Raw genomic sequence first — 14,979 nt, 5'->3', positions numbered from 1 at the left:
GGCCCGGGTGACGCTCCGTCAACTGGTGCGCACTCCCGGTACACTTCCCGACCCTCCCAGCGCCGGTGGGCAGCGCACGCGCATCACCTGACCCGCCACCCGAAGGAGTGAACCCCGGACGGGAGTTGAGGGGCAAGTTCCGCAGGCCTTTGCAGCGGCCTTGTGCGGCACGCCGGTTGGACGACGGCGACGGCCGGTGGCAGTATTCGCCACCACGCCTTCCCGGAACAAATCATTCCATCCCAAACCCGGCGTCTGACCTGCGCCGCTGCGCCGGTCCGGCAACCATTGCCGGTCTTCTGCGGACGTTGTGAAGGGCTCGTGCAGACTGGCTGGATGCGCACTGAACTCGTGTCCGAACCGGGCGACGCCGACCGCCCCAACGAGGACTTCGCCGCTGTCGGACTACCGGCCTCGGGACAGGGTGGTTCGGTCGTCGTCCTGGACGGGGTCACACCGCCGAGAACCGGGACGGGGTGTCTGCATTCCGTCCCCTGGTTCACCGCACGCCTCGGCGGATCACTGACCGAACTGACCGTTTCACTCCCGGATGTCTCCCTGGTCGACGCCTTGTCCCGTGCCATCGCGCGTACCTCCGAGGCGCACGCCGCAACCTGTGACCTTTCTCACCCTCGAACCCCTCAGGCCACGGTGACCGTGGCCCGCTGGAATCCGGCCACGGTGGAGTATCTGGTCCTGTCCGACTCGGCCCTGCTGCTGGAGTCCCCGGACGGCGTGGTGACACCCGTCCTGGACGACCGGCTGACCCTGCTCCCCCGCTCCGCGCTGGCCACGGACGCGCTGGTGGACTCCACCTTCCGCAACCTGGAGGGCGGCTTCTTCACGGCGGCCGCCGACCCGTCGGTGGCTACCCGGGCGGTGACCGGAACCGTGCCCCGCGGCGAGGTCCGTGCTCTGGCCGCGCTCACGGACGGCGCGACACGTTGGGTCGAGCGGTTCGAGGAGGGCGACTGGACGGACTGCCTCCGCCTCGTCCGCAAGGAAGGCCCGCAGGCCCTGGTGGACCGCGTCCGGTCGCTGGAGAGGTCGGACGCCGCCCGGACGCTCCTGGGCGGGAGCAAGAGGCACGACGACGCGACGGCCGTGTACGTCGAGTTCTAGGGCCTGTCGTTTGGATCATGCCGGCGTCGCGACGCGGCGAACGTCGCCTGCCGCGGCGCCGGGTCCGGGACGCTCGCCCGGTCTACTTCTCCATGCCGCGGTTGAGCTGGTGCAGCAGCCGGGCCAGCTCCGTGACCTCGCGGGAGTCCCAGTCGGCCAGGCGGCCGGCGTAGCGGGCGCGGCGCGCCTCGCGGACGCGGCGGACGCGGTCGTGGCCCTCCCGGGTGAGGGCCACGAGCCAGGCGCGTCCGTCGGCGGGGTCGGGCTCGCGGGCGACCAGCCCGAGTTCCTCCAGGGCGCGCAGCTGGCGGGACATCGTCGCCTTGCCGACACCGATGTACGCGGCGAGCTCGGTGGCCCGCTGTTTTCCGCACTCGTCGAGCCGCACGAGCAGTCCGTACGCGGACGACTCCAGGTCGGGGTGGACCTCGCGGGCCATCTCGCCCTGGCTGGCCCGGGCGCGGCGCAGCAGTACGGTCAGCTCGCGTTCGAGGGCCAGGAAGGCGGGCTGGTCCACACCGGTTCCGGCCACACCCGTTCCGGCCACACCGGGTCCGGTCGCACCGGCGTCGCGGTGTCCGTCGTCGTTGCCGCCCTCGTGCACGTCAGCCCCTGCCTCGGTCGTCGCCCGGCCCTGAGAGTTCCGGTACGTGGATTTTCCGCCATCTGCCGCCATCACCGCAGTTCGGCAAGTATTCCGCAGGTCAGGGCATTCGTGTCCACAGGGCCGCCACACGGTGAAGGCCCGGGCCTCCCTCACGAGAACCCGGGCCTTCCCTCATCCGGTCACGTCCGTCACGCCGCGACCGGAACCTCCGGCGCCGCCCCGTTGGCCGCGGGCGTCAGCGCCAGCTCCAGGACCTGGCGGACGTCGGTGACGGCGTGGACGTCGAGCTTGTCCAGCACCTCCGCCGGGACGTCGTCCAGGTCGGGCTCGTTGCGCTTGGGGATGATCACCGTGGTGACACCCGCCCGGTGCGCGGCGAGCAGCTTCTGCTTCACACCGCCGATCGGCAGGACCCGCCCGGTCAGCGAGACCTCGCCGGTCATCGCCACGTCGGTGCGGACCAGCCGGCCGGAGAGCAGGGACGCGAGAGCCGTCGTCATCGTGATGCCCGCGCTCGGACCGTCCTTGGGGACCGCGCCCGCCGGGAAGTGGATGTGCACGCCCCGGTCCTTCAGGTCGGCCACCGGCAGTTCGAGTTCGGCGCCGTGTGAGCGCAGGAAGCTCAGCGCGATCTGCGCGGACTCCTTCATCACGTCACCCAGCTGACCGGTGAGGGTCAGCCCGGCCGCGCCCGTCTCGGGATCGGCCAGGGACGCCTCGACGTAGAGCACGTCACCTCCTGCCCCGGTCACGGCGAGGCCGGTCGCCACGCCCGGCACGGACGTCCGCCGCTCGGCCGGGTCCTGGGCGGACTCGGGCACGTGGTGGGGCCGGCCGATCAGCTCGCGCAGGTCCTCGTCCCGGACGGTGAAGGGCAGCTGCCGTTCGCCCAGTTCGTGCTGGGCCGCGACCTTGCGCAGCAGCCGTGCGACGGACCGCTCCAGGGTGCGCACGCCCGCCTCGCGTGTGTACTCGCCGGCGAGCTTGCGCAGCGCGCCCTCGTCGATGGTCACCTCGTCCTGGTCCAGCCCGGCCCGCTCCAGCTGGCGCGGGAGCAGGTGGTCCCGGGCGATGACGACCTTCTCGTCCTCGGTGTAGCCGTCCAGGCGGACGATCTCCATCCGGTCGGCCAGGGCCTCCGGGATCGCCTCCAGGACGTTGGCGGTCGCGAGGAAGACGACGTCGGACAGGTCCAGCTCGACCTCCAGGTAGTGGTCCCGGAAGGTGTGGTTCTGCGCCGGGTCGAGCACTTCGAGGAGGGCGGCGGCCGGGTCGCCCCGGAAGTCCGAGCCCACCTTGTCGATCTCGTCGAGGAGCACCACCGGGTTCATCGACCCGGCTTCCTTGATGGCCCGCACGATACGGCCGGGCAGCGCGCCGACGTACGTACGCCGGTGGCCGCGGATCTCGGCCTCGTCGCGGACGCCGCCGAGGGCGACGCGCACGAACTTGCGGCCCATGGCGTGGGCGACGGACTCGCCGAGCGAGGTCTTGCCGACGCCGGGCGGCCCGACGAGCGCGAGCACGGCACCGCCGCGCCGCCCGCCGACCACGCCGAGGCCCCGGTCGTCACGGCGTTTGCGCACCGCCAGGTACTCGGTGATGCGTTCCTTGACGTCCTCCAGGCCCGCGTGCTCGGCGTCCAGGACGGCCTGGGCGCCCCGGATGTCGTAGGCGTCCTCGGTGCGTTCGCTCCAGGGCATCTCCAGGACCGTGTCGAGCCAGGTGCGGATCCAGGAGCCCTCGGGTGACTGGTCGGAGGACCGCTCCAGCTTGTCGACCTCCTTGAGCGCGGCCTCGCGGACCTTCTCGGGCAGGTCGGCGGCCTCCACCCGGGCGCGGTAGTCGTCGGACTCCTCGCCCTCCTGCTCGCCGTTGAGCTCGCGCAGCTCCTTGCGTACGGCTTCGAGCTGACGCCGCAGCAGGAACTCTCGCTGCTGCTTGTCGACGCCCTCCTGGACGTCCTTGGCGATGGACTCGGCCACGTCCTGCTCGGCGAGGTGGTCGCGCAGCTGCTGGGTGGCGAGCTTCAGCCGGGCCACCGGGTCGGTGGTCTCCAGCAGCTCGACCTTCTGCTCGGTGGTCAGGAACGGCGAGTAGCCGGAGTTGTCGGCGAGCGCCGAGACGTCGTCGATGGCCTGGACCCGGTCGACGACCTGCCAGGCGCCGCGCTTGCGCAGCCAGGCGGTGGCGAGGGCCTTGTACTCCTTGACCAGTTCGGCGATCTGCCCGGGCACCGGCTCCGGAACGATCTCGTCGACGCTGGTGCCCTCGACCCAGAGGGCCGCGCCGGGACCCGTGGTCCCCGCACCGATCCTCACCCGCCCCCGGCCGCGGATCAGCGCGCCCGGGTCCCCGTCGGCCAGCCGGCCGACCTGCTCGACGGTGCCGAGCACACCGGTGTTCGCGTAGGTCCCGTCGATGCGTGGCACCAGGAGTACCCGAGGCTTTCCGGGCGTTGACCGAGCAGCGGCCTGAGCGGCCTCCACCGCGGCACGGACCTCGGAATCGCTCAGGTCCAGCGGGACCACCATCCCCGGCAGCACGACCTCTCCGTCGAGCGGCAGCACGGGCAGGGTGAGCGGTGTGGACGTCGAAGCCATGATCTCCCCTTCGGCAGTCAAGTTGAGCTATGCCGACTCAATGCTTGGGCGCGCCGGGATGTTCCCCAGGGCCTGTTCGCTGTCAGCGATCACCGATGACGCCGGGGCCGGGAGGGCGCGTAAGGTCCATCGAGTAATAGACGATCAAGGACCGCACTCATTACAGGGGGATGGCGTGGACGGCACCGTGCAGGCATGGGTGGACGGATGGGTCGTGTCACGAGAGGCCGCCCCGCCGCTGGCCGAACCTTGGGGCCGGACGATCGACGTGGGCATGTCCGGGCACGTCACACGGCATGTGTTCGGCGCGACGGGCGAGGACCTCGACGAGACGACCGTCCGCAAGGTGGCCGAGTCGGTCACCGGGCACGGAGTGTGGCTGAAGGCCTTCCGGGACCCGGCCGTGGTCTCCGGCTGGCTGGACGACAGCTGGTGGATCGACCCCGAACCGGGATATCTGATGACCGTCCCGCTGGCGGCGGACGGCGCTCCCGAGGCGCCCGCCGGCTACCGGCTGCGCCAGTGGTCGCGCGGCGGAGTGACCCGGCTGATGGTGGCCGCACCGGACGGGTCCCTCGCGGCGCGCGGCCAGATCGCCCCGACGGGCGGGACCGCCGTCGTCGACCAGATCGAGACGGCGCCCGAACACCGCCGCAAGGGTCTGGGCGGTCTCGTCATGAGGACACTGCAGAACGCCGCCGCCCGGCAGGGTGCGCGGACCGGGGTGCTGGCCGGAACACCCGCGGGACGAGGGCTCTACGAGGCACTGGGCTGGACGGTGGTGGCCACGCTGACCAGCGCCAGGCACGACCCGCCGGCCTCCGCCCGGGCCTGAAGGACCTCACGCCTCAAGCGCCGGCCCAGCCAGGACCGCGCGTGCCACCGCCTCCGCCCGGGCCTGAGGAGCCTCACGCCTCAGGCACCGGCCGGGCCGCGGCGTGCCGCGTACCACCGCCGGACCACCGGCCAGGTCGCGATCCCGATGGCCAGGGCGATGAGGTGCCCCCAGTTCGTCATCGGGTCGGTGAAGGCGAGCAGGTCCTGGAGCAGCATCCAGCCGAACCCGGCCAGCAGCGGCAGACGCAGCCATGGCGGCAGCAGGCCGGACAGGGCGCCGATGCCGGCGGCGACGCCGAAGCTCACGCCGTAGTCGAGGCGGTGCAGCGAGCTGTCGGGCAAGTGCCCGGCCAGGACCGCGAGACCCACCGGGACCTCGGTCGCGAGGGTGGCGAGGACATGGCCGAGCAGGAAGACACCGGCCGTGCGCACGCCCCCGATCCGCCGTTCCAGCGCGGTCAGCACCAGCACGAAGGCGATGGCGAACGGCGAGGTCACCCCGCCCGCGACCCACAGCGCGCTGCCGACCACCACCAGCTCCGGCGTGCGGAGCAGGTGTGTCACATCCGTGCTGGAGCCCTGGAGCAGGGCGTGCACGAGGGCCGGGTCCGCGTGCGCGGAGATCAGCGAGGTGAGGCAGAGGAGGAGTGCGTATCCGAAGGTGAACGGCGTGCCCGTCGGGGTGGGCAGCAGCCGCCAGGGGCGAATGCGCCGCACCGTGGGTTCCACCGCCGGGGTGGGCTGCCGTACGTCCGCGGCCGGTCTGTCCCGCGGGCCCCGCTGACGCGGCACCCCGTCCAGCGACCCCGGGACCAAGGGGTCGGGCGCGCCCGCCGCCGGCGTCGGTGCGGCCGTCCCGCAGGGCGGCGCGGTGGGTTCCACAGCGGGCACTCCTTTCGTCGGGTCCCAGCCTTCGCCCTGGGCGCGGAGCTGTCTGTGACCCTCGCCACGCGAGAGCCGATTCACAGCAACCCGCATGCCCGGCCGCGCGTCCCGCCGCCCCTGGGCCCGGCGAATTGCGAGGCGCCGCACACCTCTTCCCTGTCAGGATGCCCCCATGGCTGCCTCGTACGACATTCCCGATGTCCTGGACCGTCGCGAGGGCCCCCACGGTGAGGTGGTGCTGCGGCGGCACGGTGTCCGGCTGGAGATCATCTCCAACGGCTGCTTCCTGATGGACACCTCCGACGGCCGCTCGGAGCGGCGGCTGGTCGACGCGGCGCTGGACGCCCTGGCCGGCCGGGACCGCCCCGAGGTGCTGATCGGCGGACTCGGCGTCGGCTTCTCCCTCGCGCACGCCGCGGCGGACCCGCGCTGGGGGCGGATCACGGTGGTGGAGCGCGAGCACGCGATCGTCGAATGGCACCTCGACGGCCCTCTGTCCGCACTCTCCGCCCAGGCCCTGGCCGATCCTCGCGCGCACATCGTGGAGGCCGATCTCGTCGCGCACGTCAATGAGACATCCGACACGTACGACGCCTTGTGCCTCGACATCGACAACGGACCCGGCTGGACCGTCACGGAGGGCAACGGAAATCTCTACCGGGAAGCCGGACTGGCAAGCTGCGCAAGGGTGTTGAGACCCGGCGGGGTTCTGGCGGTCTGGTCCGCCCAGCCGTCACCGGAATTCGAAGAAACCTTGCGGAATGCCGGGTTCCAACAGGTGCGTACCGAAGAGATCCCGGTTGCCCGGGGCGTTCCGGACGTCGTACACCTCGCCATCCGCCCTGGATAGCAAAGGCGTACTGACTCCCCGTACGCTGCTCCCCTGACGCCGATCATTCAAGCGTCAATCGCAACCATGCGCAGGCATAGCCAGTCAGAAGGAATCACCCCACTGATTCCGGAAAGCACACCCCAGGGGCGGGCGATGGAGCAGACACAGACCTCCCACAACGGTTCGGCGACGGCTACTCCGGGCGCACAGCGCCGGGTCCTGGTGGTCGAGGACGACGCGACGATCGTGGACGCCATCGCGACCCGCCTGCGCGCCGAGGGATTCCTCGTGCAAACGGCGGGTGACGGTCCGGCCGCGGTCGACACCGCCGAGGCGTGGCAGCCCGACCTGCTGATCCTCGACATCATGCTGCCCGGCTTCGACGGCCTGGAGGTCTGCCGGCGCGTGCAGGCCGCCCGCCCGGTGCCGGTGATGATGCTCACCGCGCGCGACGACGAGACCGACATGCTGGTCGGGCTCGGCGTCGGCGCCGACGACTACATGACCAAGCCGTTCTCGATGCGGGAGCTGGCGGCGCGCGTGCACGTCCTGCTGCGCCGGGTGGAGCGGGCCGCCATCGCGGCGGCCACCCCCCGCTCCGGCATCCTGCGCCTCGGCGAGCTGGAGATCGACCACGCGCAGCGCCGGGTCCGGGTGCGCAGCGAGGACGTCCACCTCACGCCCACCGAGTTCGACCTGCTGGTGTGCCTGGCGAACACCCCGCGCGCGGTGCTCTCCCGTGAGCAGCTGCTCGCCGAGGTCTGGGACTGGGCGGACGCCTCCGGCACCCGCACGGTCGACAGCCACATCAAGGCGCTGCGCCGGAAGATCGGCGCCGAGCGGATCCGCACGGTGCACGGCGTGGGTTACGCCCTGGAGACCCCGACGCCATGAGCGGCGGGCCGGCCGCACGGAGGAACCCCCGGGAGCCGGATCCCTGGGGCGGGGTGAGCCCGTTCTCGATCAAGACCAAGCTGGGCGCGCTGGTCGTCATCTCGGTGCTGATCACCACGGGTCTGTCGGTGATCGCGGTGCACACCAAGACGGAGCTGCGCTTCATCACGGTCTTCTCGATGATCGCCACGCTTCTCATTACGCAGTTCGTGGCCCATTCGCTCACGGCACCACTGGACGAGATGACCGCGGTGGCCCGTTCCATCTCGCAGGGCGACTACACCCGCCGTACGCGCGAGACCCGGCGTGACGAGCTGGGCGCCCTGGCCGTGACGATCAACGCCATGGCCGACGAGCTGGAGGCCCAGGACAGCCAGCGCAAGGAACTCGTGGCGAACGTCTCGCACGAGCTGCGCACACCCATCGCGGGTCTGCGCGCGGTGCTGGAGAACATCGTCGACGGCGTCACGCAGGCCGACCCGGAGACCATGCGCACGGCCCTGAAGCAGACCGAGCGCCTCGGGCGGCTGGTGGAGACGCTGCTGGACCTGTCCCGCCTGGACAACGGCGTCGTACCGCTGAAACAGCGGCGGTTCGAGGTGTGGCCGTATCTGTCCGGCGTACTGAAGGAGGCCAACATGGTCGCCTCGGTGCGCGCGGGCATCGCCACCGGCTCGGGCAGTCACACCCGTACGGACGTCCATCTGCACCTCGACGTCCATCCGCCGGAGCTGACGGCGCACGCCGACCCGGAACGCATCCACCAGGTCGTCGCCAACCTGATCGACAACGCGGTCAAGCACAGCCCGCCGCACGGCCGGGTGACGGTCAAGGCACGCCGGGGTGCCCTGCCGGAGTCGCTGGAGCTGGAGGTCCTGGACGAGGGCCCCGGCATCCCGAAGTCCGAGTGGCACCGCGTCTTCGAGCGGTTCAACCGCGGCAGCGTCAAGCGGCCGCAGGGACCGGGCAGCGACGGCGGCACGGGCCTCGGCCTGGCGATCGCCCGCTGGGCGGTGGACCTGCACGGGGGCCGGATCGGAGTGGCCGAATCCGAGCGGGGTTGCCGGATTCTTGTCACTCTTCCGGGACTTCCATCTGTGCCAAGTTGACGTAAAGTTCGAAGCGGAGCCACAAGATCCACGAGCGTCCGCGCTGACGGACACGTGTGATCAGGCACGGGCCCGCGCCCTCGGCGCCCCGGGCCCCGCCCCGCTCTTCCCTCACAAAGCGGAACCACGCTTGTTTCCCGCCATTTCAAGCCCCGAAACACGGTTCCAGATGTGACTTGCACGACGTTGAACGGGCCCGACCTGACCTTCCCCCTCCAGGGGGCGTAGCCTTGATTCCCGCTGTCCATCATCTTGTGAAGCGGAAGAGGGCGGTTGCCGCCGTGTCGCCACAGTCCCCCAGTAACTCGAGCATCTCGACCGACACCGACCAAGCGGGGAAGAACCCTGCCGCGTCGTTCGGTGCCAACGAGTGGCTCGTCGACGAGATCTATCAGCAGTACCTCCAGGACCCGAATTCGGTAGACCGAGCCTGGTGGGACTTCTTCGCCGACTACAAGCCAGGGGCGGCTGCCGCCTCGGCTCCGGCGGGTACCGCGGCCGCGGGGGCCGCGGGGACCACCACCACCGCTCAGCCGGCCGCTCCGGCCACTCCCGCGCAGGCCCCGGCCCCGGCCGCCGAGAAGCCCACCGCGGCGCCGGCCCCCGCCCCGGCTCCGGCGAAGCCCGCCGCGCAGGCCCCGGCCCCCGCTCCGGCCAAGGCCGCCGCTCCGGCGCAGGCCGCCCCGGCCGCGAAGCCGGCCGCCAAGCCGGCCGCCGCGAAGAAGGCCGAGCCCGCCGCCGAGGCCCCCTCGGGCCCCGAGCAGGTCGTGCTGCGCGGCCCCGCCGCCGCGGTCGCCAAGAACATGAACGCCTCGCTGGAGGTGCCCACGGCCACGTCCGTGCGCGCGGTCCCGGTGAAGCTGCTGTTCGACAACCGCATCGTCATCAACAACCACCTGAAGCGCGCCCGGGGCGGGAAGATCTCCTTCACGCACCTGATCGGCTACGCGATGGTGCAGGCCATCAAGGCCATGCCGTCGATGAACTACTCCTTCGCGGAGAAGGACGGCAAGCCGACCCTGGTCAAGCCGGAGCACGTCAACTTCGGCCTCGCCATCGACCTGGTCAAGCCCAACGGCGACCGCCAGCTCGTGGTCGCGGGCATCAAGAAGGCCGAGACCCTGAACTTCTTCGAGTTCTGGCAGGCCTACGAGGACATCGTCCGCCGCGCCCGCGACGGCAAGCTGGGCATGGACGACTTCACCGGTGTGACGGTCTCCCTGACCAACCCCGGCGGCCTCGGCACCGTCCACTCCGTGCCGCGTCTGATGCCCGGCCAGTCCGTGATCATGGGCGTCGGCTCCATGGACTACCCGGCGGAGTTCCAGGGCACCTCCCAGGACACCCTGAACAAGCTCGGCATCTCGAAGGTCATGACCCTCACGTCGACCTACGACCACCGGGTGATCCAGGGCGCCGCCTCCGGCGAGTTCCTGCGGATCGTCGCGAACCTCCTCCTCGGTGAGAACGGCTTCTACGACGACGTCTTCGAGGCCCTGCGCATCCCCTACGAGCCGGTCCGCTGGCTCAAGGACATCGACGCCAGCCACGACGACGACGTCACGAAGGCCGCCCGTGTCTTCGAGCTGATCCACTCCTACCGGGTCCGCGGCCACGTCATGGCCGACACCGACCCGCTGGAGTACCAGCAGCGCAAGCACCCCGACCTGGACATCACCGAGCACGGGCTCACTCTGTGGGACCTGGAGCGCGAGTTCGCCGTCGGCGGCTTCTCGGGCAAGTCGATGATGAAGCTGCGCGACATCCTCGGTGTCCTGCGCGACTCGTACTGCCGCACCACCGGCATCGAGTTCATGCACATCCAGGACCCCAAGCAGCGCAAGTGGATCCAGGACCGCGTGGAGCGGCCGCACTCCAAGCCGGAGCGCGAGGAGCAGCTGCGCATCCTGCGCCGTCTGAACGCCGCCGAGGCCTTCGAGACGTTCCTGCAGACCAAGTACGTCGGCCAGAAGCGCTTCAGTCTGGAGGGCGGCGAGTCCGTCATCCCGCTGCTGGACGCCGTGCTGGACTCGGCCGCCGAGTCCCGCCTGGACGAGGTCGTCATCGGCATGGCCCACCGCGGCCGGCTGAACGTCCTCGCCAACATCGTCGGCAAGTCGTACGCGCAGATCTTCCGCGAGTTCGAGGGCAACCTCGACCCGAAGTCGATGCACGGCTCCGGTGACGTGAAGTACCACCTGGGCGCCGAGGGCACCTTCACCGGTCTCGACGGCGAGCAGATCAAGGTCTCCCTGGTCGCGAACCCCTCGCACCTGGAGGCGGTGGACCCGGTCCTGGAGGGCGTCTCGCGCGCCAAGCAGGACATCATCAACAAGGGCGGCACGGACTTCACGGTCCTGCCGGTGGCGATCCACGGCGACGCGGCCTTCGCGGGCCAGGGCGTGGTGGCCGAGACCCTGAACATGTCGCAGCTGCGCGGCTACCGCACCGGCGGCACGGTCCACATCGTCATCAACAACCAGGTCGGCTTCACCGCGGCCCCCGAGTCCTCGCGTTCCTCCATGTACGCGACGGACGTGGCCCGCATGATCGAGGCCCCGATCTTCCACGTGAACGGTGACGACCCGGAGGCCGTGGTCCGCGTCGCGCGGCTCGCCTTCGAGTTCCGCCAGGCGTTCAACAAGGACGTGGTGATCGACCTCATCTGCTACCGCCGCCGCGGTCACAACGAGTCGGACAACCCGGCCTTCACCCAGCCGCTGATGTACGACCTGATCGACAAGAAGCGCTCGGTGCGCAAGCTCTACACCGAGTCCCTGATCGGTCGCGGCGACATCACCCTGGAAGAGGCCGAGCAGGCGCTGCAGGACTACCAGGGCCAGCTGGAGAAGGTCTTCACGGAGGTCCGTGAGGCCACGTCCCAGCCGGCGACGGTCGAGCCCTCCGACCCGCAGGCCGAGTTCCCGGTCGCCGTGAACACCGCGGTGACCACGGAGGTCGTCAAGCGGATCGCCGAGTCCCAGGTCAACATCCCCGACCACATCACCGTGCACCCGCGTCTGCTGCCGCAGTTGCAGCGCCGGGCGTCGATGGTCGAGGACGGCACGATCGACTGGGGCATGGGCGAGACCCTCGCGATCGGCTCCCTCCTGCTGGAGGGCGTCCCGGTGCGTCTGGCGGGCCAGGACTCGCAGCGCGGTACGTTCGGCCAGCGCCACGCGGTCATCATCGACCGCAGCACGGGCGACGAGTACACGCCGCTGCAGTACCTCTCCGAGGACCAGGCGCGGCTGAACGTCTACAACTCCCTCCTCTCCGAGTACGCGGCGATGGGCTTCGAGTACGGCTACTCGCTGGCCCGTCCCGAGGCGCTCGTGATGTGGGAGGCGCAGTTCGGCGACTTCGTCAACGGCGCCCAGACGGTCGTGGACGAGTTCATCTCGTCGGCCGAGCAGAAGTGGGCCCAGACGTCCGGCGTCGTCCTGCTGCTGCCGCACGGCTACGAGGGCCAGGGCCCGGACCACTCGTCCGCCCGCCCGGAGCGCTTCCTGCAGATGTGCGCGCAGAACAACATGACGGTCGCCATGCCGACGTCGCCGTCGAACTACTTCCACCTCCTGCGGTGGCAGGTGCACAACCCGCACCACAAGCCGCTGGTGGTCTTCACGCCGAAGTCGATGCTGCGCCTGAAGGCCGCGGCGGCGAAGGCGGAGGAGTTCACGTCGGGCCAGTTCCAGCCGGTCATCGGCGACGCGTCGGTGGACCCGGCCGCGGTCAAGAAGGTCGTCTTCTGCGCCGGCAAGGTCTACTACGACCTGGAGGCCGAGCGTCAGAAGCGCGGCGTCACGGACACGGCGATCATCCGCATCGAGCGCCTGTACCCGCTGCCGGGTGCCGAGCTCCAGGCGGAGATCAAGAAGTACCCGAACGCCGAGAAGTACCTGTGGGCCCAGGAGGAGCCGGCGAACCAGGGTGCCTGGCCGTTCATCGCGCTCAACCTGATCGACCACCTGGACCTGGCGGTCGGCGCGGACGTTCCGCACGGCGAGCGGCTGCGGCGCATCTCCCGCCCGCACGGCTCGTCCCCCGCGGTGGGTTCGGCGAAGCGTCACCAGGCCGAGCAGGAGCAGCTGGTGCGTGAGGTGTTCGAGGCGTAATCGCCCTCGCGCGTCGTTCGCGGCCGGGCCGCATCCCCGCATCGGGGGTGCGGCCCGGCCGTTTTCGCGCACCTATCCTTGAGGGCATGTACTTCACGGACCGTGGCATCGAGGAACTGGAGAAGCGGCGCGGCGAGGAGGAAGTCACCTTCGAGTGGCTCGCCGAACAGCTGCGGACGTTCGTCGATCTCAATCCCGACTTCGAGGTGCCGGTGGAGCGGCTGGCCACGTGGCTGGCGCGGCTGGACGACGAGGACGACGAGTAGGAACCGACACCGGTCCCGGACGACTTGATCTGCACGTCGCGGGTACTGGCGGCGTGCGTCCCGGGGGACACTCGGCGTCAGTCGCGCCGGAGCGTGAAGACGGGGGCCCGCCACGAGGCGCCAGTCGCGCGCGGCGTGAAGGCGTGGGTCAGCCACGGGACGTCAATCGCGCCGGACCATGAAGGCGTGGGCCCGCCACGAGGCGCCAGTCGCGCGGGGCGTGAAGGCGTGGGTCAGCCACGGGACGTCAATCGCGCCGGAGCATGAAGGCACGGGTCAGCCACGAGGCGTCGGTAGCGCGGGGGCGTGAAGGCGTGGGGTCAGTCCCAGCGCGCCGTGCGTGCGTAGCACGGCTCCGGCCGTGACCCAGCCCCGGCCGCCGCCAGGCCGTCGCAGGCCTCAGGAGAGCAGCGGCGCGCCCACCGCCACCTGTGCCAGGGCCGGGGCACGCGCCCCGGTTCCGCCGGTCGGGGCGTCCAGGGGCCGAGGCGGCGGTTGCCGTCGGTGTCGCGTCCGGCGACCGCGTACTGCCGACCGGACGCCCTCCCGCCAGGGCCCGCTTCCGGGGACGAGAACACTCCATTCCATCGCCCCACGCCAGGCCGAATTATTACGTAGCAAACAGTTTTGTCCGGCTCACCAACGCCGAAACGGGTGTCTTGACTTTCCTCGACCGCGATATATCGTGAATGCGAGGGGACGCGATATGGCGCGTCCGGTCGGGGAGGTCTTCACCATGTCCGAGTGGTCCGTCTCAGAACCGAGGAAGCTCACCTTCGACGAGCCGGTGAGCGACCTGCGCGTGCGCCTCGTCAACGGCACGGTGAACGTGGTGGGCACCGACGAAGCCTCCGCCCGCCTGGAGATCTCCGAGATCGAAGGCCCGCCCCTGCTGGTCACCCAACAGGACGGCGTTCTCACGGTGGCCTACGAGGACCTGCCCTGGAAGGGATTCCTCAAGTGGCTGGACCGCAAGGGCTGGCGTCGCAGCGCGGTGGTCTCCCTGGCCGTCCCCGCCGGCACCGGCGTCGAGGTGGGCGTGGTGGGAGCGGCCGCCGTGGTCTCCGGGATCCGGGGCACATCGGTGATCAAGGGCGTCACCGGCAGCACGACACTGGTGGGCCTGTCCGGCCCGGTCCGCGCCGACACGGTCTCCGGCAGCCTGGAGGCCCAGGACGTGACCGGTGACCTGCGGTTCAACTCCGTCTCCGGGGACCTGACGGTGATCGAGGGCTCCGGCCCCTCCGTGCGGGCGGAGTCGGTCAGCGGCTCGATGATCGTCGACCTCGACCCGAACGGCCCGACGGACGTCCGGCTGACCAGCGTCTCGGGCGAGATCGCCATCCGGCTGCCGTACCCGGCGGACGCGGAGGTCGAGGCGAACACGGCGAGCGGATCTCTCTCCAATGCCTTCGACGGCCTGCGGGTGCACGGCCAGTGGGGAGCCCACAAGATCACGGGCCGGCTGGGCGCGGGCACCGGCAGACTGCGGGCCACCACGGTCTCCGGCTCGATCGCCCTGCTCCGCCGCCCGGCCGGCGAGGACGATCACGACGACGTGCCAGGGGACGCCCGGCCCGGCGGCGCGGCGACAGCCCCGGCGGGCCGCCACCCGGACGGTTCGGGAGACAATTCCGCCTCCGGCCCGGGCGACGACGCCACCACCACCCCGGCCGACGGCACAACCGACAAGAAGGTGCTCTGAC

General features: G+C 70.8%; 11 protein-coding genes. 8 read left to right on the top strand and 3 right to left on the bottom strand.

Going from position 1 to position 14,979, the window contains the following annotated elements; genetic code table 11:
• Window positions 1-336 precede the first annotated feature (336 nt).
• A complete protein-coding gene (locus ACIQU3_RS18750; protein WP_403926352.1) occupies window positions 337-1,122 on the top strand; it encodes a protein phosphatase 2C domain-containing protein in 786 nt (261 codons plus the stop codon).
• Window positions 1,123-1,204: 82 nt separating this feature from the next.
• Here ACIQU3_RS18750 and ACIQU3_RS18745 read toward each other — a convergent pair whose 3' ends face one another.
• The gene (locus ACIQU3_RS18745; protein ID WP_403740767.1) at window positions 1,205-1,726 is read right to left on the bottom strand and encodes a MarR family winged helix-turn-helix transcriptional regulator; all 522 of its coding nucleotides are present in this window, start codon (window positions 1,724-1,726) and stop codon (window positions 1,205-1,207) included.
• 191 nt (window positions 1,727-1,917) lie between these two features.
• Window positions 1,918-4,332 carry an endopeptidase La gene (gene lon / locus ACIQU3_RS18740; protein ID WP_403926350.1) on the bottom strand — a complete coding sequence of 805 codons (2,415 nt, stop codon included), beginning with the start codon at window positions 4,330-4,332 and terminating at the stop codon, window positions 1,918-1,920.
• Window positions 4,333-4,507: 175 nt separating this feature from the next.
• Between lon and ACIQU3_RS18735 the strand changes: the two genes are divergently transcribed.
• Window positions 4,508-5,167 (top strand): GNAT family N-acetyltransferase, encoded by a 660-nt coding sequence (locus tag ACIQU3_RS18735; RefSeq protein ID WP_403926347.1) that lies wholly within the window; start codon window positions 4,508-4,510, stop codon window positions 5,165-5,167.
• Window positions 5,168-5,247: 80 nt separating this feature from the next.
• On the opposite strand, the gene ACIQU3_RS18730 is transcribed toward ACIQU3_RS18735, so the two are convergent.
• Window positions 5,248-6,051, bottom strand: a complete 804-nt coding sequence (locus tag ACIQU3_RS18730) for a rhomboid-like protein (RefSeq protein WP_403926345.1) — start codon at window positions 6,049-6,051, stop codon at window positions 5,248-5,250.
• A gap of 175 nt (window positions 6,052-6,226) precedes the next feature.
• Between ACIQU3_RS18730 and ACIQU3_RS18725 the strand changes: the two genes are divergently transcribed.
• The 6 genes from ACIQU3_RS18725 to ACIQU3_RS18700 all read left to right on the top strand — a co-directional run bounded on the left by ACIQU3_RS18725 (window position 6,227) and on the right by ACIQU3_RS18700 (window position 14,978).
• Entirely contained in the window at window positions 6,227-6,904 is a 678-nt protein-coding gene (locus ACIQU3_RS18725; RefSeq protein WP_403926342.1) for a spermidine synthase, read from the top strand.
• Between the two features lie 135 nt (window positions 6,905-7,039).
• Window positions 7,040-7,780: a response regulator transcription factor gene (locus tag ACIQU3_RS18720; protein WP_030851757.1), complete on the top strand. Its 741-nt coding sequence runs from the start codon at window positions 7,040-7,042 to the stop codon at window positions 7,778-7,780.
• Complete coding sequence (locus tag ACIQU3_RS18715) at window positions 7,777-8,889, top strand: ATP-binding protein (RefSeq protein WP_403740749.1); 1,113 nt, start codon at window positions 7,777-7,779, stop codon at window positions 8,887-8,889. The genes ACIQU3_RS18720 and ACIQU3_RS18715 overlap by 4 nt, the downstream gene beginning before the upstream one ends.
• A gap of 281 nt (window positions 8,890-9,170) precedes the next feature.
• Window positions 9,171-13,007: a multifunctional oxoglutarate decarboxylase/oxoglutarate dehydrogenase thiamine pyrophosphate-binding subunit/dihydrolipoyllysine-residue succinyltransferase subunit gene (locus tag ACIQU3_RS18710; protein WP_403740746.1), complete on the top strand. Its 3,837-nt coding sequence runs from the start codon at window positions 9,171-9,173 to the stop codon at window positions 13,005-13,007.
• Between the two features lie 86 nt (window positions 13,008-13,093).
• Window positions 13,094-13,273, top strand: coding sequence for a DUF6104 family protein (locus ACIQU3_RS18705; RefSeq protein ID WP_003992906.1), 180 nt, complete (start codon window positions 13,094-13,096; stop codon window positions 13,271-13,273).
• A 736-nt stretch (window positions 13,274-14,009) separates the two neighbouring features.
• Window positions 14,010-14,978, top strand: a complete 969-nt coding sequence (locus ACIQU3_RS18700) for a DUF4097 family beta strand repeat-containing protein (RefSeq protein ID WP_403926737.1) — start codon at window positions 14,010-14,012, stop codon at window positions 14,976-14,978.
• Window position 14,979: the final 1 nt, after the last annotated feature.

This window comes from Streptomyces sp. NPDC101110 (assembly GCF_044759525.1).
Lineage (GTDB): Bacteria > Actinomycetota > Actinomycetes > Streptomycetales > Streptomycetaceae > Streptomyces.
This window is presented reverse-complemented; position numbering and strand designations above follow the sequence as displayed.

Excerpts from the sequence above, each read along its gene's own strand:
- ACIQU3_RS18700 (WP_403926737.1), top strand. The coding sequence starts at position 14,010 with ATGTCCGAGTGGTCCGTCTCAGAACCGAGGAAGCTCACCTTCGACGAG.
- ACIQU3_RS18750 (WP_403926352.1), top strand. The coding sequence starts at position 337 with ATGCGCACTGAACTCGTGTCCGAACCGGGCGACGCCGACCGCCCCAAC.
- ACIQU3_RS18725 (WP_403926342.1), top strand. The coding sequence starts at position 6,227 with ATGGCTGCCTCGTACGACATTCCCGATGTCCTGGACCGTCGCGAGGGC.
- ACIQU3_RS18705 (WP_003992906.1), top strand. The coding sequence starts at position 13,094 with ATGTACTTCACGGACCGTGGCATCGAGGAACTGGAGAAGCGGCGCGGC.
- ACIQU3_RS18720 (WP_030851757.1), top strand. The coding sequence starts at position 7,040 with ATGGAGCAGACACAGACCTCCCACAACGGTTCGGCGACGGCTACTCCG.
- ACIQU3_RS18715 (WP_403740749.1), top strand. The coding sequence starts at position 7,777 with ATGAGCGGCGGGCCGGCCGCACGGAGGAACCCCCGGGAGCCGGATCCC.
- lon (WP_403926350.1), bottom strand. The coding sequence starts at position 4,332 with ATGGCTTCGACGTCCACACCGCTCACCCTGCCCGTGCTGCCGCTCGAC.